Origin of the sequence: Sphingomonas sp., assembly GCF_029239295.1 — a bacterium.
Lineage (GTDB): Bacteria > Pseudomonadota > Alphaproteobacteria > Sphingomonadales > Sphingomonadaceae > Sphingomonas.
Map to the genome: position 1 here is coordinate 1 of NZ_JAQZBC010000009.1, position 23,785 is coordinate 23,785.

Sequence of the window (23,785 nt, forward strand, 5' to 3'; positions counted from 1 at the left end):
ACGGCGTGCGTGGTCGTGGCGCACCCATGACGAACCTGTCCCATACGGCTTCCTTCCATTCCAACGAAAGGATCGCACCATCAAATCGTGGGATCAAACTAGGTCGCGCGCTTACCGGCGAAGCGGCTGACGCTCGCTCAGCTCGTTGCGGATCGTCGTTGCCGCAACCCCGGCCTGACCCATGGCGTGGCTGATCTGATCGAGCCCCTTCACCACATCGCCGGCAGCATACAGACCGGGCAGGGTGGTGCGTTGATGTTCGTCGGTGACGATGCAGCCATCGTCGGTGCCCCGCGCGCCCGCGGCGAGCGCCAGTTCGGAGCGGATCTGGGAGCCGAGCGCCGGATAGACGCTATCGAAGCTCATCCTGCCGCGGGCGGTGTCAAAGGCGAGCTGATCGCCCTCCATCGAATAGTTGCCGCACGGCCCGTCAATGCGCGCGATGCCGGCCCTGTCCAGCGCATCGGCGCAGGAGGCGTCGAGCATGTGCTCCGCCTCTGGTGCGATCAGTGTGACGTCGCGGGTATAGCCGCGCAGGAATAGCGCCTCTCGCATTCCATGGGCGCCGGTGCCGATAACCCCCACTCGCTTGTCGGTCACTTCATAGCCGTCGCAAATGGGACAGTAGCGCAGCAGGCCACGCTGAAGCGCCTCGTCATGCAGCTCGTTCGGCATCTTGGGCCGGTTGTTCACTACGCCGGTCGCGAGGAGGATGGTCCGCGCCCTCGTCGTGCCCTCCGCCGTACGGACGACAAAGGTATCGTCGCCGGGCTCAATCGCGGTGACGACGGCGTTGTGCGATCTGGCGCCAAAGGCGGCGGCCTGCTGTCGCATACGGGCGAGCAAGTCCTTTCCGCTGATCCCGCCGGGGAAGCCGGCGTGATTGTGTGTGCAGGGGATCAGGGCCGCCCGGCTGTCGCCGCTGTCGAACAAGGCGATGTCGAGGTGGAAACGCGAGAGATAAATCGCTGCGGTGAGGCCCGCCGGCCCGCCGCCGATGATGACGCAGTCGTGCATGGCGTCCGGAGCGCATCTGCGGCTTTCTGGTTCCATAGCCGAAACGTTGACGCCGCCCTGAGGGACGGTATCGCTTGGTGAAATCTCTCGGGGGGACGACCATGAAGATCCGCGTGTTTTCTGCTGCCCTGTTACTGACCCTGCCCACTGCGGCAGCAGCGCAGGGCGCTGCCCCGACCACCGTCGGCGCACCTGAAAGCGTTAGTGCTGCTTCGGTCGAGGCCATAGAGCCGCAGATCACCGGCTTCTTTGACGCCTGGATGAAGAGCGCACACGTACCGGGTCTGGTCTATGGCGTGGTGAAGGATGGCAAGCTGGTGCTGGTGCGCGGATTGGGCGTGCAGGACACGGCGACACGCCGGCCGATCACCGCCGATAGCCAGTTCCGCATCGCCTCCATGTCCAAGGCATTCACTGCCATGGCGATCCTGAAGCTGCGAGATGAGGATCGGCTGTCGCTTGATGCCCCGGCGGAGCGTTATGTCCCCGAATTGCGCAACTGGCGCTATCCCACGGCCGACAGCCGGCGCACGCGGGTGGCGGACCTGCTGCATCACACCGCCGGGTTCGTGGAAGACAATCCCTGGGGCGATCGGCAGCAGCCGCTGTCGGAGCCTGCCTTCACCGCGATGCTGAAGGCCGGCGTGCCGCTGGCGCAGGCGCCGGGGCTTCGCATGGAATACTCAAACCTTGGTTATGCCACGCTGGGGCGGATCGTCAGCAACGTCTCCGGCCGGCGATATCAGGACTATATCCGCAGCAGCATCATGACGCCGCTGGGCATGACATCGACCGGCTATGACGTGCTGAACGGCCCGCAGGATCTGCGAGCGCTAGGTTACCGCTGGCAGGACGATGCATGGGTGCGCGAACCGGATATGGCGGACGGCGCCTTCGGCGCCATGGGCGGTGTCCAGACCACCGCCAACGATTACTGGCGCTGGGTGTCGTTCCTGCTGTCCGCATGGCCCGCGCGCGACGGCGCCGACAACGGTCCGATCAAGCGCGCGACGGTCCGCGAGATCGTTGAGGGCGCCAATTTCGTCAACACGGTCGAGCGCCCGGGTGCCTCTGGCAAGCCGTGCCGCGTGGCGAGCGCCTATGGCATGGGGTGGCAGGTGGTGAACGACTGCGACGTCGGCCGGATCGTGACGCACTCGGGCGGTTACCCCGGCTACGGATCGATCGTGATGATGCTGCCCGATGCTGGCGTGGGCGTGTTCGCCTTCGCCAATCGAACCTATGCAGGACCGGGGCTTCCAGTCTCGCAGACACTGTACGCGCTGCGCCAGGCAGGGCTGGCGAACGAGCGCGGGGTGCCGGTTTCGCCGGAACTGACGCGTGCCTATGACATCATGCGCGAGGTGTGGCGCAGCGGCGATCCGGCGCGCGCGCCACTCGCCAACAATGTCGTTCCCGATCGCGATCTCGCCCGTCGTCGCAAGGACATCGCCCACCTCAAGAAGCAGGTCGGGGCCTGCCGCACCGATGCCGCGATCAAGCCAATATCGGCGATGGAAGGCACCTTCACCTGGACCTGCGCCAACGGCAATGTCGCCGGGCGGGTGCAGCGCGCCCCGACACCGGCGTTGAGTCTTCAGGTGTTGAGCTTTACCGCCGCCAAGTGACCTTTCATGCTACCGTCCTGACGCTGTATCCCGAGATGTTTCCGGGACCGCTTGGTTTTGCCATTGCCGGTCGCGCGCTGGCGGAGGAGCGCTGGTCGCTCGATGCGGTGAACATCCGCGACTTCGCCACGGATCGGCATCGGACGGTCGACGATACCCCAGCAGGCGGCGGCGCTGGCATGGTGCTTCGGGTCGACATCCTTGCCGCCGCGCTGGACGCGCAGGGACAGGGGCGGCCGGTGCTGGCGATGACGCCACGCGGCAAGCCGCTGACCCAGGCGAGGGTACGTCAACTGGCGGCTGAGCCAGGCGCAGTCGTGCTGTGCGGCCGCTTCGAGGGCTTTGACGAGCGGCTGTTCGAAGGCCGCGACATAGAGGAAGTGTCGATCGGCGATTATGTCCTCTCCGGAGGCGAGACCGCGGCGCTGGTGCTGCTGGATGCTTGCGTTCGGCTGCTTCCCGGCGTAATGGGCGCCGCTTCAAGTGGGGTCGAGGAAAGCCATGAAAGTGGCCTGCTCGAATATCCTCATTATACCCGACCTGTTGAATGGGAAGGGCGCACGATTCCTGAAGTGCTGCGATCGGGGGATCATGCGAAAATCGCCGCCTGGCGTCAGCGCCGGGCGGAGGAAGATACACGGCTACGGCGGCCGGACCTGTGGGAGCGCCACGTCGGTGCTCGGGTCAACCGCCCTCTGGCGCGCGGCGACGATGGGAATGAGTTGAGATGAACCTGATCCAGCAGCTCGAAGCCGAGCAGATCGCGAAGCTGACCGCGAACAAGAAGATCCCCGAATTCCGTCCTGGCGATACGCTGAAGGTCGGCGTGAAGGTGGTCGAAGGTGAGCGTACCCGCGTCCAGAACTACGAAGGCGTGTGCATTGCGCGTTCGAACAAGGGCATGGGTTCCTCGTTCACGGTGCGCAAGATCTCCTTCGGTGAGGGCGTAGAGCGCGTGTTCCCGCTGTATTCGCCGAACATCGATTCGATCGACGTGGTCCGTAAGGGCGCCGTGCGTCGCGCGAAGCTGTACTACCTGCGTGGTCGTACCGGTAAGTCGGCGCGTATCGCCGAGCGTCGCGACAATCGTCCGGCCAAGACCGAAGCCGCCGAATAAGCGGTTAGATACCAAGTCAGGAAAGGCGCCCGCAGCTAAGCTGCTGGCGCCTTTTTTGTTTGCGTGATTTGCGAGGGTGCGCTCCGCTGCCGACCCGCAGTGGCTGCCGGTCAGATCTGCGCTGTTCCGCGCACGATCTCTACGATGCGGTCCCCGAGCTGCACCGATTCGGATTCCCGCTGGTCGAAGCCGATGCACACACCCGCGCGGAACATGCGAACGCCAAGGCCGGTGGTCAGCCCACTCAGTGGCCGGCCGACGTCCTCTGGCGTGGCGTCCCGCTCGCGCAACGCGACCCTGCCGTGGGCGGCGGCCAGATCGGTGAGATACTCAGCAACATGCGGCCCGTTGGTGGATCCCGCGAGCAACAGCCCGGCAAAGCTCGCCGGGTTGATGACGACGTCGGCGCCTGCCTGCCGGGCGAGCGGCTCGTTGTCGTCGGAGCGTATCACCGCGCTGATCCGAACATGTTCCGACAGTCGCCTCGCGGTCAGCACGATCAGGATTGTGGTGTCGTCGCGCCCAGCCGACACCATCAGGGTGGTTGCCTGCGCAACCCGGGCGATCTCCAGCGTCTTGTCGCGCGTCGCGTCGCCATCAAGCACGACGGCACCGCATTGTTCGGCATGGGCAAGCGCCCGCTCGTCACGGTCGATCACGACGATGTTGGCAGGATCACACCCGCGGCGTTGCAGCTCGCGCAGGGCTTCCGTCCCGCTGGTGCCGTAACCCGCAATGACGACATGGCCGGTCAGTTGGCGCTGAATGACTTTCATGCGCCACCGCTGCCATGTGCGCCGAAGAAGGAAGTCATAAGCGGTCCCCAGAAAGATCAACCAGACAAACAGCCGGATCGGCGTGACGACAAACGTGTCGAACAGACGGGCGCTGTTGGTCACGGGAACGATATCGCCATAGCCGACCGTCGTGACGGTGATCATGGTGAAATACAGCAGGTCGATGAAGCTGATATGCCCGTCGAAATTGTCGCGGAGCCCCTCGCGATCGAGCCAGTGGCCGGCGAGGGCAATGCCCACGAGCAGCAGCGCAATAACGATCCGCAGCAAGAGGCTGGCCCAATCGGGCAAGCGACTGCGCCGGCGTAGCTGAAGCTCCTCGTTCTGATTCTTCAGGCGCATGTCATGGCTGTAGAGCAAGGAGCGCGGACTGATCCAGTGAGAGCGCAACGGACTTTGCGCTGGACGACAGGTGCCGCTAACCGACGGGAACCAATCGAGCGGGACAAGTGAATGCGGATATGGATGGCGGCGGCCGGCATGGGACTGGCGCTGTATGCGATGAGCGCGGTGGCTGAGCCGGCCGGGAAAGGTACGCCGCTGACGTTGCAGCGCGTCTTTGCCAGCCCGGACCTGGGCGGCGGGCAGCCGCAGGCGCTTCGCCTATCGCCGGACGGAACGCTGCTCACGTCGGTGCGGCCGCGCGAGGACGAGCGCAATCGGTTCGACCTGTGGGCGATGGATACGCGCACTGGCCAGTGGCGCATGCTGGTCGACTCCAAGCGGATCGGTAGCGGCGCGGAGCTGTCCGAAGCCGAGAAGATGCAGCGCGAGCGTGATCGATCGAAGACCGGCAAGACGGGCATTCTCGATTACGATTGGTCGCCCGACGGCAAATCGATCCTGGTGCCGGTGGACGGCGAATTGTTCGTCGCCACGCTCGACGGCAATGTACGCAAGCTGGAAGGATCGAAGGGAGCGCTTAACCCGGTGGTGTCGCCACGCGGCGGGTTCGTCAGCTTCGTGCGCGATCAGAACCTGTGGGTAGGCGACGCCAATGGCGCGGCCCGAGCGATCACCTCCGAAGGCGGCGGCACGGTCCATTTCGGCGAGGCGGAATTCGTCGCGCAGGAGGAGATGCATCGTCGCACCGGTTATTGGTGGTCGCCCGACGATCGCCTGATCGCGGTGGAGCGGTTCGACGAGGCGCCGGTACGCGTGTTCACGCGCGCGTCGATCGGCGCGACCGGAACCAGCATCTACGAACAGCGATATCCCGCAGCGGGCACGCCCAACGTTCTGGTCGACCTGTTCATCATGAAGCCCGACGGTTCAGGTCAGGTGAAGGTCGATCTGGGGCCGGATCGCGACATCTACCTGGCGCGCGTGGACTGGACGCCGGACGGCTCGGCGCTGCTGGTGCAACGCCAGTCACGCGACCAGCGGACGCTGGACATGCTGGTTGTTGATCCCGCGACAGGGCAGTCGCGCGTGATGTTCAGCGAGCGTTCCGGCGAGAAGAGTTGGGTCAATCTGTCCGACGCTTACCGCCTGCTGAAAGACGGCAGCCTGATCTGGCGGTCGGAGCGGGATGGCTATGGCCATCTGTTCCGGTGGAAGGACGGGAAGTGGACCCAGCTGACCTCGGGTGAGTGGGTGGTCGACGCGCTGGTCGCGGTGAACGAGGCATCCGGACGGGTCGTCTTCACCGGCAATCGGGACGGCGTCCTGGAACGTCACCTTTACGCCGTGAACCTGAACGCGCCGGGCGCAATCATCAGGCTGACCGAACCTGGCTGGTCGTTGAGCGGCGCGGCAGCGGACGCCACCGGCACCCGCTTCATCATCAGCCGGTCGAACCCGACGCAGCCGCGGCAGACCTATCTGGCCGACACCAATGGCAAGCGGATCGCCTGGGTGAACGAAAATGCGGTGGCGGGGGATCATCCCTATGCGCCATACCTGCCGCTGCATCGCCCGACGCAGTTCGGCACGATCAAGTCCAGCGACGGCACGCCGCTCCATTGGCAAATGATCACGCCAGTATTGGAGAAGGGGCGGCGCTACCCCGTCTTCTTCATGCATTATGGTGGCCCCGGCAGCCAGGATGTCTCGCGAGATTGGCCAGGCAACATGCCGCTGCGCCAGTTCCTGGTGCAGCAGGGCTGGATCGTTTTCCAGATCGACAACCGCGGCTCGGATAACCGTGGCAAGAAGTTCGAGGATGCGATCTGGCATGCGATGGGCAGTGTCGAGGTCGAGGATCAGCTCGCTGGCGCGGCCTATCTCAAGACCCTGCCGTTCGTGGATCCTGCGCGGATCGCGACCTATGGCTGGTCATATGGCGGTTATCTGACGCTGAAGATGATGGAGCAGCACCCGGGCGTGTTGGCGGCGGGCATCTCGGGCGCGCCAGTGACGGACTGGTCGCTGTACGACACCCATTATACCGAACGCTACATGGGCGATCCGACGCGGGACGCGGCGGCCTATAACGCGGCGAGCGCCTTGCCCGACGCCACGCGGATCAGCGATCCATTGCTGCTGATGCATGGCATGGCCGACGATAACGTGTTCCTCGACAACGCGACTGCCTTTGCAGCGAAGATGCAGGCGGCGAACCGTCCGTTCGAAATGATGCTGTATCCCGGCAAGGCGCATGGCGCCGCGCGGGACATTCACCCGTGGACGACGATGCTCGACTTCCTCGATCGTCACGTGAAGAAAAGTGGCGGGAAGTAAAGCTTCGTTGGCACAATATGTCGCGGCCGGGTAAGTCGCCGCCGACATGAATGAAGGACGGTTGTGATGGGTTACCGGGTGGTTGTTGCTGGAGCGACCGGCAATGTGGGGCGGGAGATGGTCAATATCCTCGCCGACCGCGAATTTCCGGCGGACGAGGTCGCGCTGCTGGCGTCGTCGCGGTCTGTCGGTGAGCAGATCGAGTATGGTGAAACCGGCAAGATGCTCAAGGTGCAGAACATCGAGCATTTCGATCCGACCGGATGGGACATGGCGCTGTTCGCGATCGGTAGCGAGGCGACCAAGGTCTATGCGCCCAAGTTCGCCGCGGCTGGCTGCACGGTGATCGACAATTCGTCGCTGTACCGGATGGACCCGGACGTGCCGCTGATCGTGCCGGAAGTGAACCCGTCGGCAATCGACGGCTATCGGGCGAAGAACATCATCGCCAATCCGAACTGCTCGACCGCGCAGATGGTCGTGGCGCTGAAGCCGCTGCATGATGCGGCGACGATCAAGCGGGTCGTCGTGGCAACATATCAGTCGGTGTCCGGCGCGGGCAAGCAGGGCATGGACGAGCTATTCGAGCAGAGCCGCAACATCTTCGTCGGGGACCCGGCCGAGCCCAAGAAGTTCACCAAGCAGATCGCCTTCAACGTCATCCCGCACATCGACAGCTTCCTGGAGGACGGCTCCACCAAGGAAGAGTGGAAGATGGTGGTCGAAACCAAGAAGATCATGGACCCGAAGATCAAGGTCACCGCAACCTGCGTGCGAGTGCCCGTGTTCGTCGGCCATTCGGAAGCGATCAACGTCGAGTTCGAGAATGAACTATCGGCGGAAGATGCACAGCGGATCCTGCGCGAAGCGCCCGGCGTGATGCTCGTCGACAAGCGTGAGGACGGCGGATACGTCACGCCGATCGAGTGCGTCGGCGAATATGCCACCTATGTCAGCCGCGTTCGCGACGACCCCACCGTCGATAATGGCCTCGCGCTTTGGTGTGTCAGCGACAATCTGCGCAAGGGCGCGGCGCTGAACGCCGTTCAGATCGCTGAGCTGCTCGGCCGGCGGCATCTGAAGAAGGCTGCGTGACCTGATTGCTGCCCGTCCGTGACTCGCGTATCTAGGAGCATGGACGGGCAGCGACCTGGCTGGTCTAAGTGGTCAGCCCTTGTACAACCCGTTCAGACGCTCGCCATAAACCTGGCGTAGCACATGGCGCCGGATCTTCAGGCTGGGCGTCAGCTGTTCGTTTTCGATGGTGAACGGCTCATCGGCGATGATGAAGCGCCGCACCCGTTCGATCACGGACAGATCCTTGTTCGTCCGTTCCACTGCAGCGCTGATGACGGCCCGGAAATCCGGGTCCTTGGCCAATGAAGGCAGGTTGCAGCGCGTGTTCGTCGTCGCACAGAATTCCTGAATCCATTCCGGGTCCGGGACGATTACTGCGACCATATGCGGCTTGCGGTCACCCGCGATCATCGCCTGCATGATCTCCGGCTGGAGGGTCAGCATTCCCTCCACCTTCTGCGGGGCGATGTTGTCGCCCTTGTCATTGATGATCAGGTCTTTCTTGCGATCGGTGATCTTGATCCGACCATCGTCATCGAAGACGCCGATGTCGCCGGTATGCAGCCACCCATCGCGCAGGACCCGCTCCGTCTCGGCCGGGTTGCGCCAATAGCCGTGCATCACCAACTCGCCGCGCACCAGGATCTCGCCATCGTCGGCGATCCGCACCTCGGTATGCGGCAAAGGCGGCCCAACGCTGTCGACCGTGACGCCGATCTTCGGGCGATTGCACGAGACGACGGGGCCAGCCTCGGTCTGGCCATAGCCCTGGAGAAAGGTGACACCGAGCGATTGGAAGAAGATGCCGACTTCCGGCGTCAGCGGAGCACCGCCCGACACCATGGCTTTCATCCGCCCGCCGAACTTGGCGGCGATGCGTGGCTTGAAGACGCGGTCTACGACGAGCGCCGTTGGGCGGTCACGCAGTCGCAAGGTATTGGTCGCGCGTTTAGCGCCGATCGCCAGCGCGGCGTTCAGTAGCCTTTCCGACATGCCGCCCTGCTTTTCGATCGCCTTGGTGATGCGTGCGCGAAGCACTTCGAACAGGCGCGGCACGACGAACATGATTGTCGGGCTCACCTCCTCCATATTAGCGGCGAGCTTCTCCAGACTTTCGGCATAATAGATCTGTCCGCCCATCGCGATCGGCAGCATCTGGCCGCCGGTATGCTCATAGGCGTGGCTGAGCGGGAGGAAGGATAGAAAGACCTCGTCGCCCCAGCCAAGATCCTCGGAGATCACGTCGGCGCAGCCGCCGATATTGTGCAGGATCGCCCCGTGATGCTGCATGACGCCGCGCGGTGCACCCCCGGTGCCCGAGGTGTAGATGATGCAGGCGGTGTCGGTGCGGGTGAACGTCGCCTGCGCCGCGACGTGCTCTGGATCGGTGCGATGTTCGGCGATCAGCGCGGCCCAGTCGCAGCTTTGCACACCGAGCGGGCGGGGGCGTAGCTGGTCGAACGCGATGACGGTTTCGACATGGGTGGTGCGCAGCACGGCCTTGAGCAGCGTGTCGGCCAGCTTCTGGTTCGACACGATGACCGCGCGCGCACCGGAATTCTCGATCACATGGGCGTGATCACGGTCAGTATTGGTCGTGTAGGTCGGCACCGTGATGCAGCCCGCGGCCATGATCGCAAGATCGCTGATGCACCATTCGGGGCGGTTTTCGCTGACCAGCATCACCCGATCCCCGGGCTTCAGGCCCAGCGATTTCAGCGCGGTCGCGAGGCTTGCGACCTGCGCCGCCGCCTCGGCCCAGCTGATCGCGTGCCAGCTGCCCTGACGCTTCGCCCACAGGAAAGGCGCGTCGCGCAGCTCGGCAGCACGGGTGAAGAACATGGTGACGAGATTGGGGAAATGCTCAAGCTGGCGCATCAGGATCCTCTTCCTCGCCGTTCCTTACGCCTCCCGCTAGCTATTCGCTAAGTGCATTGCCAACCCCACGTGGATCAGCCGCGCCGACCCAGCCGGTGGCTGTCTTTTCCGCCGCATTGGCCTTTAGCCCAAGTCGAGCGACGGAAACCTTGTGGCCCATCGCCTCCAGCGCCGGCTTCATCGGCGCCAGAATGGTGCCCTGTTCCAGCACGATCCCGTCATTGTTGAAGAAGACAAGGCCAAGGCCAAGTGCGTCGCGTGCGGGCAGCTTCCAGTCGAAATGCGCAATAATCGCCTTGGCAACCTGCATGATGATCGTCTTGCCGCCCGCTGCTCCGACGGTGAAGACCGGTGTGCCGCTGGCATCATAGACGATGGTCGGCGACATGGAGGACAGTGGCCGCTTGCCCGGCTCGACGCGATTGGCGACGGGCGCGCCGTTCTTTTCAGGCGCGAGGCTGAAGTCGGTCAGTTCGTTGTTGAGGACGAAGCCGTTCGCCATCAACTGGCTGCCGAACGGCATTTCGATCGTCGATGTCATGGTCGCGACATCGCCCTTGCGGTCGACAGCGATGAAATGGGTCGTGCCATGCTCGTTGGGCTGATCACCCGCGGTGCGCGGCTGAGCACCCGGCGGGGTACCCGGCTCATAGCGGCCCAATGCGCGCGTCGGCGAGATCAGCGCGGAACGCTGCGCGATGTAGCCCTTGTCGATCAGGCCGGCGACCGGGACGTCGACGAAGTCGGCATCACCCAGGTACTTGTCGCGATCAGCGTAGGCGAGCTGCATCGCCTCGGCGATCAGATGCCACGATTCGGGCGAATCCTTACCCAGCTTGGCCAGGTCGAACCGTTCCAACATGCCAAGGATCTGCAGCACCGTTGTGGCGCCGGAGGAGGGCGGCCCCATCCCGCACACCTTGTAGGTGCGGTACGTTCCGCACACCGGCGCGCGCTCCTTGGCCTGGTAGGCGGTGAGATCAGCAGCGGTCATGTCGCCGGGCGCGACCTTTGACGTCGTAACCGCGGTCAGCAGCGCCTTGGCATTGTCGCCGGTGTAAAAGGCGTCAGGCCCCTCTGCCGCAATCTTGCGGAGCAGCTTGGCCAGAGTCGGGTTCTTGATCGTCTCACCTTGCGCCAGCGGCTTGCCGTTGCGCGAATACATGGCGGCGATCTGCGGGAAACGGCCCGCCGCGTCGGCGACGCCGGTGGAGGTGCCACCTTCCGGTCCGGCCACTGCTGTGCTGCCACCGCCCCACATCGGGGTCAGGTTGGTGCTGGCGGAAGCCATTGGACGGGTCACGGTATAGCCGTTCTCCGCCAGCCGGATCGCGGGGGTGAACAGTGCCTTCCACGGCAGCTTGCCCCATTTCTTGCTGGCCAGTGCGGCAAGCCGGATGTTGCCCGGCACGCCGACGGACTTGCCGCCCGGAAATGCCTGTACGAAAGGGATCGGCTTCCCATCGGCGCCTAGGAACCGGTCCGGCGTCGCGGCCATCGGTGCCTTTTCGCGCCCATCAATGGTCTCCAGCGGGCCCTTCGCCGGTTGATGAAGCAGAAATCCACCGCCGCCGATCCCGCTCGACTGCGGTTCGACCACGGTCAGCGCCAGCATCATGGCGAGGGCGGCGTCTGCCGCGGAGCCACCGGCACGCAGAATTTCCCGTCCGGCCTCAGTCGCGCGGGGATCGGCGGATGTCACCATTCCCTGGGCAAGCGCGGGAAGGGGAGCGAGCGCGGAAACGGGGGCGAGCAGCGCAGTGAGCGCCAGCAAGTTCTTCATGGCGCGCGACCCTATCGGCGGCGGCGGCTGCGTCAACCGCCGCCGACAGCCTCGGTTATCGAGCCATAGCCATCGCGCCGAAGCAACGCCGCGAGATCTGTAAGTATACGCACGGGCAAGCCGGGACCGGCAAAGACCATCGCGCTGTAAAGCTGCACCAGGCTGGCGCCGGCCCGGATACGCGCATAGGCTTCGACGCCGTTACCGATGCCGCCGACCGCAATAAGCGGGATCGCCCCACCCGTCGCCGTGCGAAACTCGGTCAGCTTCTGACGCGCAAGCACGGCCAGGGGCGCGCCGGACAGGCCGCCATTCTCGCCAGCGTTCGACGAGGCAAGCGGCGGGCGCGATATCGTGGTGTTGCCGATGATCAGCGCGTCTAGGCGGTGATCGATCACCGCCGCGGCGATGTCATCAATTGCGGCGTGATCAAGATCGGGCGCGACCTTCAGGAACAAGGGGCGGCTGCCGGCGGCCGAGCGGGTGGCGGCGAGCAGATCGCGCAGCGCGCTGCCGTGCTGGAGGTCGCGCAGGCCCGGCGTGTTGGGGGAACTGACGTTGATTGTCACATAATCCGCGACGCGAGCCGCCGCCGACACGCCGGCCACGTAATCGGCCACGCGGTCGGTCGTATCCTTGTTGGCGCCGACGTTCAGGCCCAGCACGCCGTGCCGCCTCGTCGGCAAGCGTTCGAGCGCGGCGCTTAGCCCGCCATTGTTGAAGCCCATGCGGTTGATGACGGCTTCGTCCTCCACCAGCCGGAACAGGCGCGGCTTGGGATTGCCGGGCTGGGGCACGGGGGTAAGCGTGCCGACCTCTACCGCGCCGAAGCCGAGCGCGTGGAGGCCGGTCACCGCCTCGCCATCCTTGTCGACGCCGGCGGCGAGGCCGAGGGGATTGGCGAAATTCAGGCTTGCCAAGGTCGTAGCCAGGATGGGATCGGATACGGATCGGCCGCCGGGCGCACCCATCCGGCCCCATAGCGAAAGAGCGCGAATGGTGAGGCGATGGGCGCGTTCGGCATCGAGGGCGAACAGGGCGGGGCGCATCGGAAAGGTCATGCCGAGCGGGTGCCCCCGATCGACCCTCAAGATCAAGGGCGGCCAAGCCGTCGCATCGGGGAAAATCGACGGTTGATTTCCGCTGCCTGCACGCCCATTTGCCAATCAGAACGATTTAGTCCGATTGAGAACCGCTCGCAATATGCGCCTGTCCAGCCTTGCCGATTATGCTGTCGTTATAATGACGGCAGCGGCACGCCATTGCGGCGGGCTGGCTCGGGTCAATGCGACAAGCCTGGCGCAGGAAACCGGCGTGCCGCTTCCCACTGCGCAGAAGCTGGTCAGCCGGCTGTCCTCTGCGGGCCTGATCGAAAGCACGCGCGGCACCGGTGGCGGGTTCCGCCTGTCGCGCCCGCCGGCAACGATCACGCTGGCGGACATCATCGAGGCAGTGGAGGGGCCGATCGCGCTCACCACTTGCGTCGACACCGCGCAGCATGATTGCGCGCTGGACGGCAGTTGCCGCGTGAAGCCGCATTGGTCGGTCGTGAACAATGCGGTGCGCGGCGCGCTCGCCGGTATCACGCTGACTCAACTCGCCGGCACTAATCCGATCGTCCCCGGCGCTGCCGAGGGACGCGCAATGACCGACATGAAAGTGGACGCCTGATATGGCCACCAAGAACGCCGAGGCGATCGCCGCGGTATCCAAGAAGTACGAATGGGGCTTCGCCACGGAGGTGGAGCAGGACTTCGCGCCCAAGGGGCTGAACGAGGATACCGTTCGCTACATTTCCGCCAAGAAGGGCGAGCCCGAGTGGATGCTCGACTGGCGGCTGAAGGCGTTCCGCAAGTGGCTGACGATGGAATCGCCGGACTGGGCGAAGCTCAGCATCCCGCCGATCGACTATCAGGACGCGTACTACTACGCGGAGCCGAAGCAGAAGAAGACGATCGCGTCGCTCGACGAGCTCGATCCGGAAATCCGCCGCACCTATGAGAAGCTGGGCATCCCGATCGCCGAGCAGGAAGTGCTCGCCGGGGTCGAGGGCGCGCGCAAGGTCGCGGTCGACGCGGTTTTCGACAGCGTTTCCGTGGCGACCACGTTCCGTGAGGAGCTGAAGGCCGCCGGCGTCATCTTCCTGTCGATAAGCGAGGCGATCCGCGAATATCCGGATCTGGTGAAAAAGTGGCTCGGCAAGGTCGTGCCGCAGCATGACAATTACTTCGCGACGCTCAACAGCGCCGTCTTCTCGGACGGGACGTTCGTGTACATTCCGGAGGGCGTGCGCTGCCCGATGGAGCTCAGCACCTATTTCCGCATCAATGCGGAGAATACCGGCCAGTTCGAGCGCACGCTGATCGTCGCGGATAAGGGCGCCTACGTCTCGTACCTCGAGGGCTGCACCGCCCCGATGCGCGACGAGAACCAGCTCCACGCCGCGGTGGTCGAGCTGGTCGCGCTGGACGACGCGGAGATCAAATACTCGACCGTCCAGAACTGGTATCCCGGCGACGAGAATGGCGTTGGAGGCATCTACAATTTCGTCACCAAGCGCGCGCTCTGCCAGGGCAAGAACAGCAAGGTCAGCTGGACTCAGGTGGAGACCGGCAGCGCGGTGACGTGGAAATATCCGTCCTGCGTGCTGCTGGGCGACGGCAGCGTCGGCGAGTTCTACTCGGTCGCGGTGACCAACAACCGCCAGCAGGCGGATACCGGCACCAAGATGATCCACCTCGGCAAGAACACCCGTTCGACCATCGTGTCGAAGGGGATCAGCGCTGGGCGTTCGGACAATACATACCGAGGGCTGGTGCGTGTCGCGCCGACCGCGGAGGGCGTGCGCAACTTCACCCAGTGCGATAGCCTGCTGCTGGGCGATCAGTGCGGCGCGCACACCGTGCCGTATATCGAGGTGCGCAACCCGAGTGCGCAGATCGAGCATGAGGCGACCACGTCGAAGATCAGCGAGGACCAATTGTTCTACGCCATGAGCCGCGGCCTCGACCAGGAAGCCGCCGTGGCGCTGATCGTCAACGGCTTCGCCCGCGAAGTGCTTCAGCAATTGCCGATGGAGTTCGCCGTCGAGGCGCAAAAGCTGCTTGGCATCAGCCTTGAGGGCTCCGTCGGATGAGCCGCGTTTCCGTCACCCACCTTTTCGGGTCGGCCGCTCCGACCGCAACCAGTTCTGTTCCGGAATGACCATGCTTAAAATCGAAAACCTCCACGCCGAAATCGACGGCAAGCCGATCCTCAAGGGCCTGAGCCTCACCGTGAATGCGGGCGAGATCCACGCGATCATGGGGCCGAACGGCGCCGGTAAGTCGACGCTCGGTTATGTTCTGGGCGGTCGCCCCGGTTACGAAGTGACCGAAGGCAGCATCACGTTCGATGGGCAGGACTTGCTGGAACTGGAACCGCATGAGCGCGCCGCAGCCGGCGTGTTCCTGGGCTTCCAGTACCCGGTCGAGATCCCCGGCGTATCGAACGTCCAGTTCCTCCGCGAGAGCCTGAATGCCCAGCGCGCCGGCCGCGGCGAGAAGCCGCTGTCGGGCGGCGAGTTCCTGAAGCTGGCGCGCGAGGAAGCGCGGAAGCTCGACATGGACGCCGAGATGCTGAAGCGCCCGGTCAACGTCGGTTTCTCTGGCGGCGAGAAGAAGCGCAACGAGATGGTGCAGATGGGCATCATCGATCCCAAGTTCGCGATCCTCGACGAGACGGACAGCGGGCTCGATATCGACGCGTTGCGCATTGTTGGCGACGGCATCAACCGCATCATGCGCAAGCCGGAGAAGGCCGTACTGCTGATCACCCACTATCAGCGCCTGCTGGATTACGTGAAGCCGGACTTCGTCCATGTCCTCGCCGATGGTCGCATCACCCGTTCGGGCGGCGCGGAGCTCGCGCATCAGCTCGAGCGTGAGGGCTATACGGAGGTTGCGGCGTGAGCGACGCCGTGCTTGATCTGCCCTCCAGCCGTGAAGAGGCCTGGCGCTGGGCCGACCTCGGCGGGCTGGCGGCGGCGGCGGCGCTTGCCCCGATCGCGGCGCCAGAGGCCGATTTCCTCGACCTGCCGGGTGCGAAGCTGCTGTTCGTTGACGGCGTCCTCGATGAGGGCCGCAGCGACCTTCACCGGGTGACGATCGGCGCGCTTGGCGCAGACCAGCACCCGCTGGGACGCCGCGCTGGGGGCACCGGCTGGTCGCTTCGCCTTGATGCGCAGGCAGCCGCCGATCCGGTTCAGATCGTCCATGTCGCGACCGGGCAGCAGAACCATGTGCCGTCCGAGATTATCCTCGCCGACGATGCCGCCGCCACGGTGGTGGAGACGTTCGTCGGCGCCGGCTGGCAGAACCGCTTCACGCGCACCCGGTTGGGCAAGGGCGCTCGGCTGATGCGGTCGGTGCGGCTGCTCCAGCCGGCGGGCTTCGTTTCGCTGCGCGAGGCAGCGGAGATCGGTGAGGCGGCGAGCCTCGTCTCCGTGTTCCTTGGCGCTGGCGGACAGGGCAGTCGGATCGACGCGCAGCTGACCATGATGGGCGATGGTGCCTTTGCTGAATATGGCGGCGCACTGCTGACGTCTGCCGACCAGAAGCAGGAATGTGCGGCTCGCGTGAACCATGCGCATCCGAACGGCTCGTCGCGCCAGGTGTGGCGCGCGGTGGCGGCGGATCGTTCGCAGGTCAGCCTGGCCGCTGCGGTCGAGGTGGCGCGTCATGCGCAGAAGACCGACGGCGAGCAGAGCCTGCGCGGCCTGCTGCTCGATCGCACTGCGACCGTGAATTTGAAGCCCGAACTCGAGATCTTCGCCGACGACGTGAAGTGCGCGCATGGCGCGACCGTCGGCGAGCTCGATCAGCGCGCGATGTTCTACATGCAGAGCCGCGGCATTTCGCCAGTGCGGGCCGAGGCGATCCTGACCCGTGCGTTCGTCGCTGATGCGCTGGAGCGGATCGGGGATGAGACGGTGCGCGCGGCGTTCGAGGCAGATGCCGACGCGTGGCTGGAGGCGGCGCTGCAATGACGCAGGCGGATGCGACCCTGACCGCTGCCCGTCCGCTCGACGTGCTGGCCGACTTTCCGGCGATCCCGGCGGGGTGGGCGTATCTCGATACGGCGGCGACGGCGCAGAAGCCGCGCCCGGTGATCGACGCGATCACCCGCGGTTATGACACGACCTATGCAACCGTTCATCGCGGCGTATATCAGCGCTCCGCCGACATGACGCTGGCTTATGAGGCTGCGCGGCGACGGGTTGCGGGCTTCATCGGTGGGCAAGAGGAGGAGATTGTCTTCGTTCGCGGCGCGACCGAAGCAATCAACCTTGTCGCCCAATGCTGGGCGGGGACGCAGCTGAAGGCGGGCGATCGCATCCTGCTGTCAGCGCTGGAGCATCATTCGAACATCGTGCCCTGGCAGATGGTTGCCGAGCGTGTCGGTGCCGCGATCGACGTTGTGCCGCTGACCGAGGATCACCGCATCGATCTGGATGCGATGGCGGCGATGCTGACGCCAGCCCACAAATTGGTCGCGCTTGGTCATGTCTCCAATGTGCTGGGTTCGGTGCTCGACGCGAAGCGCGCAGCGGCGCTGGCGCATGGTGTCGGCGCGAAGATCCTGATCGACGGGTGCCAGGCCGTGCCGCGGCTGCCAGTCGATGTCGTTGACCTCGATTGCGACTTCTACGTTTTCTCCGCGCATAAGCTCTATGGCCCGACCGGCCTTGGCGTGCTGTGGGGGAGGGCGGAGCTGTTGGACGCGATGCCGCCTTACCAGGGCGGCGGATCGATGATCGACCGGGTTACCTTTGCCAAGACGACCTACGCGCCGGCTCCAACGCGGTTCGAGGCGGGGACGCCGCATATCGTCGGCGTGCTCGGGCTTCATGCCGCGATCGATTATGTCGAGGGGATCGGGCTGGAGCGCATTCATGCGCATGAGACGGCGCTGGTTCGCGAGACGCGCGCGGCGCTGTCGGCGATCAACTCCGTGCGCCTTTTCGGGCCGGAGGACAGCGCGGGTATCGTGTCCTTCGTGATTCAAGGGGTGCATCCGCATGACATCGGCACCATCTTGGACGAGGCGAAGGTCGCAATCCGCGCCGGCCATCACTGCGCACAGCCGCTGATGGAAACGCTGGGGGTCGAGGCGACCGCGCGCGCCAGCTTCGGCGTCTATAACGGGCCAGCTGACGTCGAGGCGCTGGCCAGGGGCATTGAACGAGTGGGTCGGATTTTTGGGTAAGGATCTTCGGATGAGCAGCGAACCGATCCGGGTTGAGGAAGTGGACGCCGAGACGAAGGCGCCGCGCGCGCGCGTCGAGGACGCGGTGGAAACGCCGGCCGAAACCTCCGCCCGCAAGCGCGACTATCTCGATGGATTTCTGGCGCAGAAGCCGCAGGGCGAAGCGCCGAACCAGCCGGGCGGCGCGCTGTACGAGGCGGTCGTCGATGCGTTGAAGGAGATCTACGATCCCGAGATTCCGGTGAACATCTATGAGTTGGGCCTGATCTACAATGTCGAGGTCACTGATGATGGTCATGCGGCCGTCACCATGACGCTGACGACGCCGCATTGCCCGGTGGCCGAATCGATGCCCGCAGAGGTCGAGCTACGCGTCAGCTCCGTGCCGGGGATCGCGATTGCGGACGTGAACCTTGTCTGGGATCCGCCATGGGATCCTGCAAAGATGTCGGACGAGGCCCGGCTGGAACTGGGGATGTTGTGATGACGACGACTGTTCGGGAGCGCCCGGCGGCGCTGATCCTGACCGACACGGCCAAGGCGCGGGTCTCCTCGCTGATGGCTAGGGCACCGGCGGACGCGATCGGCGTCAAGCTGTCGACGCCGCGCCGCGGCTGTTCGGGTCTGGCCTATTCGGTTGATTATGTGACCGAAGCAAAGCCGTTCGACGAGAAGATCGAGACGCCGGGTGGCACGCTGTTCGTCGACGGCGGGTCGATCCTGTATCTGATCGGATCGACGATGGACTGGGTGGAGGACGATTTCACCGCCGGCTTCGTGTTCAACAATCCCAACGCCAAGGGCGCGTGCGGGTGCGGCGAGAGCTTCACCGTCTGATTTGAAGCAAGCTGCGGTGCAGCATCGCTGCGTGACTCTGGCGCCACTGGCGTTAAGCTCACGGGTCGATGACCGACGCCGATCCTTCGCCCGCCGTTGACCGTTCGCCGCTGGCGAACCGTATCGTCGACACCCTCATCCACCGCATCGGCAAGGACGAACGCGCCGCGCGCCAGCATGACTGGCTTGCCGCGACGATCCTGACGCTGCGCGACGAAATCATCGACAAGTGGATGGAATCGACCCGCGCGGCGCACGCCGCGGGTGCGAAGCGGGTCTATTATCTCAGTCTTGAGTTCCTGATCGGCCGTCTGCTGAGGGACGCGCTGTCCAACCTGGGCCGCAATGCCGAGGTTGGCGCGGCGCTCGCGTCGCTGGGTGTCGATCTGGCAGAGATCGAGGAGATCGAGCCAGACGCAGCGCTCGGCAATGGCGGGCTGGGGCGCTTGGCGGCCTGTTTCATGGAAAGCATGGCGACGCTGGAGCTGCCGGCCTATGGTTATGGCATCCGCTATATGAACGGCATGTTCCGCCAGCGCATCGACGATGGCTGGCAGGTGGAATTGCCGGAAACGTGGCTCGCCCATGGCAACCCCTGGGAATTCGAGCGCCGCGAGAGCGCCTATTTCATCGGCTTCGGTGGCGAAGTGACCAGCAACGAGTCCGGTCATGTGCATTGGAAGCCGGCGGAGGCGGTCGAGGCGGTCGCTTATGACACGCCGGTGGTCGGTTGGCGCGGGAAGCGGGTCAACACGCTTCGGCTTTGGAGCGCGCGCGCGTTCGACCCGATCCATCTCGATGCCTTCAACGCGGGCGATCACATCGGCGCGCTTTCGGGGCAGGTCCGGGCCGAAGCGCTGGTGCGCGTCCTCTATCCGTCCGATGCAAGCCCGGCCGGCCAGGAGCTAAGGCTGCGGCAGGAATATTTCTTCTCCTCCGCGTCGATCCAGGATGTGGTGCGGCGGCATACCCAGTATTTTGGCGATATCCGCACCTTGCCCGACAAGGCTGCGATCCAGCTGAACGACACGCATCCGGCAATCTCGGTCGCCGAGCTGATGCGGCTGCTGATCGATCACCATGGCCTCGACTTCGTTGAAGCGTGGGACATCACGCGGCGGACCTTTGGCTATACCAACCACACGCTATTGCCCGAGGCGCTGGAGAGCTGGCCGTTGCCGCTGTTCGAACGCCTGCTGCCGCGCCACATGCAGATCGTCTATGCGATCAACGCACAGGTTCTGCGCGAGGCAGCGCGCACGACCGGCGCGGACAGCCATGCCATTGCCTCCATCAGCCTGATCGATGAGAATGGCGAGCGGCGGATCCGCATGGCCAATCTCGCCTTTGTCGGCAGCCACAGCGTCAACGGAGTCGCCGCGCTTCACACGGAGTTGATGAAGCAGACGGTGTTTGCTGACCTGCACCGCCTGTATCCTGAGCGGATCAACAACAAGACCAACGGCATCACGCCGCGGCGCTGGCTGATGGAATGCAACCCGCGGCTGACCGCGCTGATCCGAGATGCGATCGGCCCCGAGTTCTGCGACGACGCGGAGCGGCTCAAGTCGTTAGAATCTTTTGCAAACGACCCCTCGTTTCGGGAGCGTTTTGGAGAGGTGAAGCGTTCCAACAAGGTGGACCTGTCGAACTATCTCCGGGAGCATCAGGGGCTGCGGCTTGATCCCGACGCGATGTTCGACGTCCAGATCAAGCGGATTCACGAATATAAGCGCCAGCTGCTGAACATCATCGAGACGGTGGCGCTGTACGACCAGATCCGCAGCCATCCGGAGCGCGACTGGGTGCCGCGGGTCAAGCTGTTCGGGGGCAAGGCGGCGTCCAGCTATCATAACGCCAAGCTCATCATCAAACTTGCGAATGACGTGGCGAAGCGGATCAACAGCGACCCCTCGGTCGGTGGCCTGCTGAAAGTATCGTTCATTCCCAATTACAACGTCAGCCTGGCCGAGCGGATCATTCCCGCGGCGGACCTGTCCGAGCAGATCTCCACCGCGGGGATGGAGGCGTCGGGTACCGGGAACATGAAATTCGCGCTGAACGGCGCGCTCACGATCGGCACGCTGGACGGTGCCAATATCGAGATCAAGGATCGCGTCGGCGACGATCACATCGTCATTTTCGGCATGACCGCCGGCGAAGTGGCCGAGACGCGCAGTGGCGGCTACGCGCCCCGCGCGATCATCGAGAACAGCCGGGAATTGTCGCAGGCGATCAACGCGATCGCGTCGGGCGTGTTCTCGCCCGATGACCCCGACCGCTACAAGGACCTGATGAACGGCCTGTACGACCATGACTGGTTCATGGTTGCGGCCGATTTCGAGGCATATTCGTCGGCGCAGCGTGAGGTGGACGCACGCTGGTCGGACCGGGCGGGCTGGCAAGCGTCCGCGATCCACAATGTCGCGAATGTTGGCTGGTTTTCGTCGGATCGGACGATCGGCGAATATGCGCGCGATATCTGGAACGTGATGTGAAGCCGCCGCCCAGCGCAATCGCTGCCTTGCTCGCTGGGCGTCATGACGACCCGTTCTCGCTATTGGGCGTATATCCCGGCCCGACGGGTACCTTTGCCCGCGCGCTCATTCCCGGTGCCGAGCATGCCGAGGCGACGACGCTGGCGGGCGAGAGCCTCGGCGAACTGATCCGGGTTGACGATCAGGGCCTGTTTGAAGGCGTGATCGCCGGCGATCCGCAGCCCCTGCGTTACCATGCGCAGGGCGGCGGCGCGGAGTGGTGGGTCACCGATCCGTACACATTTGGCCCGGTGCTTGGCCCGGTCGACGACCTGCTGATCGCGCAGGGAACCCACTTTCGCCTGCACGACAAGATGGGCGCGCACCTGATTGAGCACGAAGGCGCCTCGGGTGTTCATTTCGCCGTGTGGGCTCCGAATGCCCAACGCGTGTCGGTGGTCGGCGACTTCAACGACTGGGATGGCAAGCGCCATGTGATGCGCCGCCGGGCGGACGTGGGCGTGTGGGAGATCTTCATCCCGGACATCGGCGAAGGGCGGCACTACAAGTTCGAGATCGTTGGGCCGACCGGGCAGTTGCAGCCGCTGAAGGCCGACCCTTACGCCTTTCGCACCGAGCTGCGGCCCAGCACCGCCTCGATCACCGCCGCGCCGCTGGCCCATGAGTGGGGCGATGCGGACCATGTGGCGCATTGGGCGTCGGTCGACCCGCGCCACGTGCCGATCAGCATCTACGAGGTTCATGCCGGTTCTTGGGACCGCGATGAAGATGGCTGGTTCCTGACCTGGGATGCGCTGGCCGAACGGCTGATCCCCTATGTCGTCGACATGGGGTTCACCCACATCGAGTTCATGCCGATTTCAGAACATCCCTATGATCCGTCATGGGGATATCAGACCACCGGCCTGTACGCGCCCTCTGCCCGGTTTGGCGATGTGGAGGGTTTTGCCCGCTTCGTCGACGGGGCGCACCGCGCTGGGCTGGGCGTCCTGCTGGATTGGGTACCGGCGCATTTCCCAACTGATGCGCATGGCTTGGCCCGCTTCGACGGCACGGCTCTGTACGAGCATGAGGACCCGCGGCTCGGCTACCATCCCGACTGGAACACCGCGATCTACAATTTCGGGCGGCGGGAAGTGTCCGCTTTCCTGGTCAATAATGCTCTGTTCTGGGCCGAGCGGTTTCACGTCGACGGTCTGCGCGTGGATGCCGTCGCCTCCATGCTGTATCGCGATTACAGCCGGAAGGCGGGCGAATGGATCCCCAATACCGAGGGCGGGCGCGAGAATTGGGAGGCGGCGTCCTTCCTTCAATCGATGAACCGCGCTGTCTATGGCGCACACCCCGGCATCTTCACGGTGGCGGAGGAATCGACTGCCTGGCCGGGCGTGACACATCCGGCGCATGACGGCGGACTGGGCTTCGGCTTCAAATGGAACATGGGCTTCATGCACGATACGCTGAAGTACATGGCGCGCGAGGCGATCCACCGGCAGCACCACCACCACGACATCACCTTCGGCCTCGTCTATGCCTTCAGCGAGAATTACGTCCTCGCGCTCAGCCATGACGAGGTTGTGCACGGCAAGGGATCGCTGCTGGCGAAGATGAGCGGCGATGACTGGCAGCAGTTCGCCAACCTGCGCGCGATGTATGCGATGATGTGGGGTTACCCCGGCAAGAAACTGCTGTTCATGGGGCAGGAGTTCGCCCAGCGCCGGGAATGGAGCGAAGAACGCGCGCTCGATTGGGATCTGCTGCACTCGACGGCGCATGAGGGCATGCGCAAGCTGATCCGCGACCTGAACCGTGTGTATCGCGAGAAGCCGGCGCTTCATGCGCGCGATTGCGAGCCCGAAGGATTCCAGTGGCTGGTCGCCGATGACGCGGCCAATTCAGTGTTCGTGTGGCTGCGTACGGCACCTGGCGCTGCGCCGATCGCGGTGATCTGCAACATGACGCCGGTGGCGCGTGCGCCCTACCGTATTCCGCTGCCGCATGACGGCCGCTGGCGTGAGATCCTGAATTCCGATTCCAGTTTCTACTGGGGATCAGGGCTCGGCAACATGGGCGGCGTGGAGGCGCGCAATGGCGCGGCGATGGTGACGCTGCCCCCGCTGGCGACGATCATGCTCGAGTTCGAAGGATAGCGTTTCTCTCTCGCGTGGAGGCGGTGCGGGGGCGTCCTTCCCCGGCCTTCGAGAGACCCAGGGGAGGGCCTGTTC

The 23,785-nt window shown here is 64.6% G+C and carries 19 protein-coding genes; 14 read left to right on the forward strand and 5 right to left on the reverse strand.

Going from position 1 to position 23,785, the window contains the following annotated elements:
- Positions 1 to 111: 111 nt before the first annotated feature.
- Positions 112 to 1,017 carry an NAD(P)/FAD-dependent oxidoreductase gene (locus K0S66_RS10255; RefSeq protein WP_301075279.1) on the reverse strand — a complete coding sequence of 302 codons (906 nt, stop codon included), beginning with the start codon at positions 1,015 to 1,017 and terminating at the stop codon, positions 112 to 114.
- Positions 1,018 to 1,118: 101 nt separating this feature from the next.
- Between K0S66_RS10255 and K0S66_RS10260 the strand changes: the two genes are divergently transcribed.
- Genes K0S66_RS10260 through rplS form a run of 3 tightly spaced genes read left to right on the forward strand, consistent with a single transcriptional unit; the run spans position 1,119 to position 3,762 of the window.
- Positions 1,119 to 2,645: a serine hydrolase domain-containing protein gene (locus tag K0S66_RS10260; protein ID WP_301075280.1), complete on the forward strand. Its 1,527-nt coding sequence runs from the start codon at positions 1,119 to 1,121 to the stop codon at positions 2,643 to 2,645.
- A complete protein-coding gene (gene trmD / locus K0S66_RS10265) occupies positions 2,642 to 3,376 on the forward strand; it encodes a tRNA (guanosine(37)-N1)-methyltransferase TrmD (RefSeq protein ID WP_301075281.1) in 735 nt (244 codons plus the stop codon). The genes K0S66_RS10260 and trmD overlap by 4 nt, the downstream gene beginning before the upstream one ends.
- A complete protein-coding gene (gene rplS / locus K0S66_RS10270) occupies positions 3,373 to 3,762 on the forward strand; it encodes a 50S ribosomal protein L19 (RefSeq protein WP_301075283.1) in 390 nt (129 codons plus the stop codon). The genes trmD and rplS overlap by 4 nt, the downstream gene beginning before the upstream one ends.
- Before the next feature lie 110 nt (positions 3,763 to 3,872).
- On the opposite strand, the gene K0S66_RS10275 is transcribed toward rplS, so the two are convergent.
- Positions 3,873 to 4,901: a potassium channel family protein gene (locus K0S66_RS10275; RefSeq protein ID WP_301075284.1), complete on the reverse strand. Its 1,029-nt coding sequence runs from the start codon at positions 4,899 to 4,901 to the stop codon at positions 3,873 to 3,875.
- A 111-nt stretch (positions 4,902 to 5,012) separates the two neighbouring features.
- On the opposite strand from K0S66_RS10275, the gene K0S66_RS10280 reads away from it, so the two are divergent.
- Both K0S66_RS10280 and K0S66_RS10285 read left to right on the forward strand, forming a co-directional pair.
- The gene (locus tag K0S66_RS10280; protein WP_301075285.1) at positions 5,013 to 7,241 is read left to right on the forward strand and encodes a S9 family peptidase; all 2,229 of its coding nucleotides are present in this window, start codon (positions 5,013 to 5,015) and stop codon (positions 7,239 to 7,241) included.
- Between the two features lie 66 nt (positions 7,242 to 7,307).
- Complete coding sequence (locus K0S66_RS10285) at positions 7,308 to 8,336, forward strand: aspartate-semialdehyde dehydrogenase (RefSeq protein WP_301075286.1); 1,029 nt, start codon at positions 7,308 to 7,310, stop codon at positions 8,334 to 8,336.
- Between the two features lie 72 nt (positions 8,337 to 8,408).
- On the opposite strand, the gene K0S66_RS10290 is transcribed toward K0S66_RS10285, so the two are convergent.
- From K0S66_RS10290 to K0S66_RS10300, 3 genes are read right to left on the reverse strand one after another with little or no spacing between them, the layout of a single operon-like run.
- Positions 8,409 to 10,196: a long-chain fatty acid--CoA ligase gene (locus K0S66_RS10290; protein WP_301075287.1), complete on the reverse strand. Its 1,788-nt coding sequence runs from the start codon at positions 10,194 to 10,196 to the stop codon at positions 8,409 to 8,411.
- Positions 10,197 to 10,236: 40 nt separating this feature from the next.
- Complete coding sequence (locus K0S66_RS10295; protein WP_301075288.1) at positions 10,237 to 11,979, reverse strand: gamma-glutamyltransferase family protein; 1,743 nt, start codon at positions 11,977 to 11,979, stop codon at positions 10,237 to 10,239.
- 32 nt (positions 11,980 to 12,011) lie between these two features.
- The gene (locus tag K0S66_RS10300) at positions 12,012 to 13,040 is read right to left on the reverse strand and encodes a quinone-dependent dihydroorotate dehydrogenase (protein WP_301075289.1); all 1,029 of its coding nucleotides are present in this window, start codon (positions 13,038 to 13,040) and stop codon (positions 12,012 to 12,014) included.
- Positions 13,041 to 13,182: 142 nt separating this feature from the next.
- On the opposite strand from K0S66_RS10300, the gene K0S66_RS10305 reads away from it, so the two are divergent.
- The 9 genes from K0S66_RS10305 (at position 13,183) to glgB (ending at position 23,710) form a co-directional block, all read left to right on the forward strand.
- Positions 13,183 to 13,650: an SUF system Fe-S cluster assembly regulator gene (locus tag K0S66_RS10305; protein ID WP_301075290.1), complete on the forward strand. Its 468-nt coding sequence runs from the start codon at positions 13,183 to 13,185 to the stop codon at positions 13,648 to 13,650.
- A 1-nt stretch (position 13,651) separates the two neighbouring features.
- On the forward strand, positions 13,652 to 15,115 hold the full coding sequence (sufB, locus tag K0S66_RS10310) for a Fe-S cluster assembly protein SufB (RefSeq protein ID WP_301075291.1): 1,464 nt from the start codon (positions 13,652 to 13,654) through the stop codon (positions 15,113 to 15,115).
- A 70-nt stretch (positions 15,116 to 15,185) separates the two neighbouring features.
- The gene (gene sufC / locus K0S66_RS10315; protein WP_301075400.1) at positions 15,186 to 15,929 is read left to right on the forward strand and encodes a Fe-S cluster assembly ATPase SufC; all 744 of its coding nucleotides are present in this window, start codon (positions 15,186 to 15,188) and stop codon (positions 15,927 to 15,929) included.
- Positions 15,926 to 17,005 carry a SufD family Fe-S cluster assembly protein gene (locus K0S66_RS10320; protein WP_301075292.1) on the forward strand — a complete coding sequence of 360 codons (1,080 nt, stop codon included), beginning with the start codon at positions 15,926 to 15,928 and terminating at the stop codon, positions 17,003 to 17,005. The genes sufC and K0S66_RS10320 overlap by 4 nt, the downstream gene beginning before the upstream one ends.
- Positions 17,002 to 18,225: a cysteine desulfurase gene (locus K0S66_RS10325; RefSeq protein ID WP_301075293.1), complete on the forward strand. Its 1,224-nt coding sequence runs from the start codon at positions 17,002 to 17,004 to the stop codon at positions 18,223 to 18,225. The genes K0S66_RS10320 and K0S66_RS10325 overlap by 4 nt, the downstream gene beginning before the upstream one ends.
- Positions 18,226 to 18,235: 10 nt before the next feature.
- Positions 18,236 to 18,709, forward strand: a complete 474-nt coding sequence (locus K0S66_RS10330; protein WP_301075294.1) for an SUF system Fe-S cluster assembly protein — start codon at positions 18,236 to 18,238, stop codon at positions 18,707 to 18,709.
- The gene (locus K0S66_RS10335; protein ID WP_301075295.1) at positions 18,709 to 19,062 is read left to right on the forward strand and encodes an iron-sulfur cluster assembly accessory protein; all 354 of its coding nucleotides are present in this window, start codon (positions 18,709 to 18,711) and stop codon (positions 19,060 to 19,062) included. The genes K0S66_RS10330 and K0S66_RS10335 overlap by 1 nt, the downstream gene beginning before the upstream one ends.
- A 68-nt stretch (positions 19,063 to 19,130) precedes the next feature.
- Positions 19,131 to 21,560 (forward strand): glycogen/starch/alpha-glucan phosphorylase, encoded by a 2,430-nt coding sequence (locus tag K0S66_RS10340; RefSeq protein ID WP_301075296.1) that lies wholly within the window; start codon positions 19,131 to 19,133, stop codon positions 21,558 to 21,560.
- Positions 21,557 to 23,710, forward strand: coding sequence for a 1,4-alpha-glucan branching protein GlgB (glgB, locus tag K0S66_RS10345; protein WP_301075297.1), 2,154 nt, complete (start codon positions 21,557 to 21,559; stop codon positions 23,708 to 23,710). The genes K0S66_RS10340 and glgB overlap by 4 nt, the downstream gene beginning before the upstream one ends.
- Positions 23,711 to 23,785: the final 75 nt, after the last annotated feature.

Bases quoted from the DNA above. Each gene is read 5' to 3' on its own strand.
- K0S66_RS10255 (WP_301075279.1), bottom strand. From the start codon at position 1,017: ATGCACGACTGCGTCATCATCGGCGGCGGGCCGGCGGGCCTCACCGCA.
- K0S66_RS10260 (WP_301075280.1), top strand. From the start codon at position 1,119: ATGAAGATCCGCGTGTTTTCTGCTGCCCTGTTACTGACCCTGCCCACT.
- rplS (WP_301075283.1), top strand. From the start codon at position 3,373: ATGAACCTGATCCAGCAGCTCGAAGCCGAGCAGATCGCGAAGCTGACC.
- K0S66_RS10275 (WP_301075284.1), bottom strand. From the start codon at position 4,901: ATGCGCCTGAAGAATCAGAACGAGGAGCTTCAGCTACGCCGGCGCAGT.
- K0S66_RS10280 (WP_301075285.1), top strand. From the start codon at position 5,013: ATGCGGATATGGATGGCGGCGGCCGGCATGGGACTGGCGCTGTATGCG.
- K0S66_RS10285 (WP_301075286.1), top strand. From the start codon at position 7,308: ATGGGTTACCGGGTGGTTGTTGCTGGAGCGACCGGCAATGTGGGGCGG.
- K0S66_RS10290 (WP_301075287.1), bottom strand. From the start codon at position 10,196: ATGCGCCAGCTTGAGCATTTCCCCAATCTCGTCACCATGTTCTTCACC.
- K0S66_RS10295 (WP_301075288.1), bottom strand. From the start codon at position 11,979: ATGAAGAACTTGCTGGCGCTCACTGCGCTGCTCGCCCCCGTTTCCGCG.
- K0S66_RS10300 (WP_301075289.1), bottom strand. From the start codon at position 13,040: ATGACCTTTCCGATGCGCCCCGCCCTGTTCGCCCTCGATGCCGAACGC.
- K0S66_RS10305 (WP_301075290.1), top strand. From the start codon at position 13,183: ATGCGCCTGTCCAGCCTTGCCGATTATGCTGTCGTTATAATGACGGCA.
- sufB (WP_301075291.1), top strand. From the start codon at position 13,652: ATGGCCACCAAGAACGCCGAGGCGATCGCCGCGGTATCCAAGAAGTAC.
- sufC (WP_301075400.1), top strand. From the start codon at position 15,186: ATGCTTAAAATCGAAAACCTCCACGCCGAAATCGACGGCAAGCCGATC.
- K0S66_RS10325 (WP_301075293.1), top strand. From the start codon at position 17,002: ATGACGCAGGCGGATGCGACCCTGACCGCTGCCCGTCCGCTCGACGTG.
- K0S66_RS10330 (WP_301075294.1), top strand. From the start codon at position 18,236: ATGAGCAGCGAACCGATCCGGGTTGAGGAAGTGGACGCCGAGACGAAG.
- K0S66_RS10335 (WP_301075295.1), top strand. From the start codon at position 18,709: ATGACGACGACTGTTCGGGAGCGCCCGGCGGCGCTGATCCTGACCGAC.
- K0S66_RS10340 (WP_301075296.1), top strand. From the start codon at position 19,131: ATGACCGACGCCGATCCTTCGCCCGCCGTTGACCGTTCGCCGCTGGCG.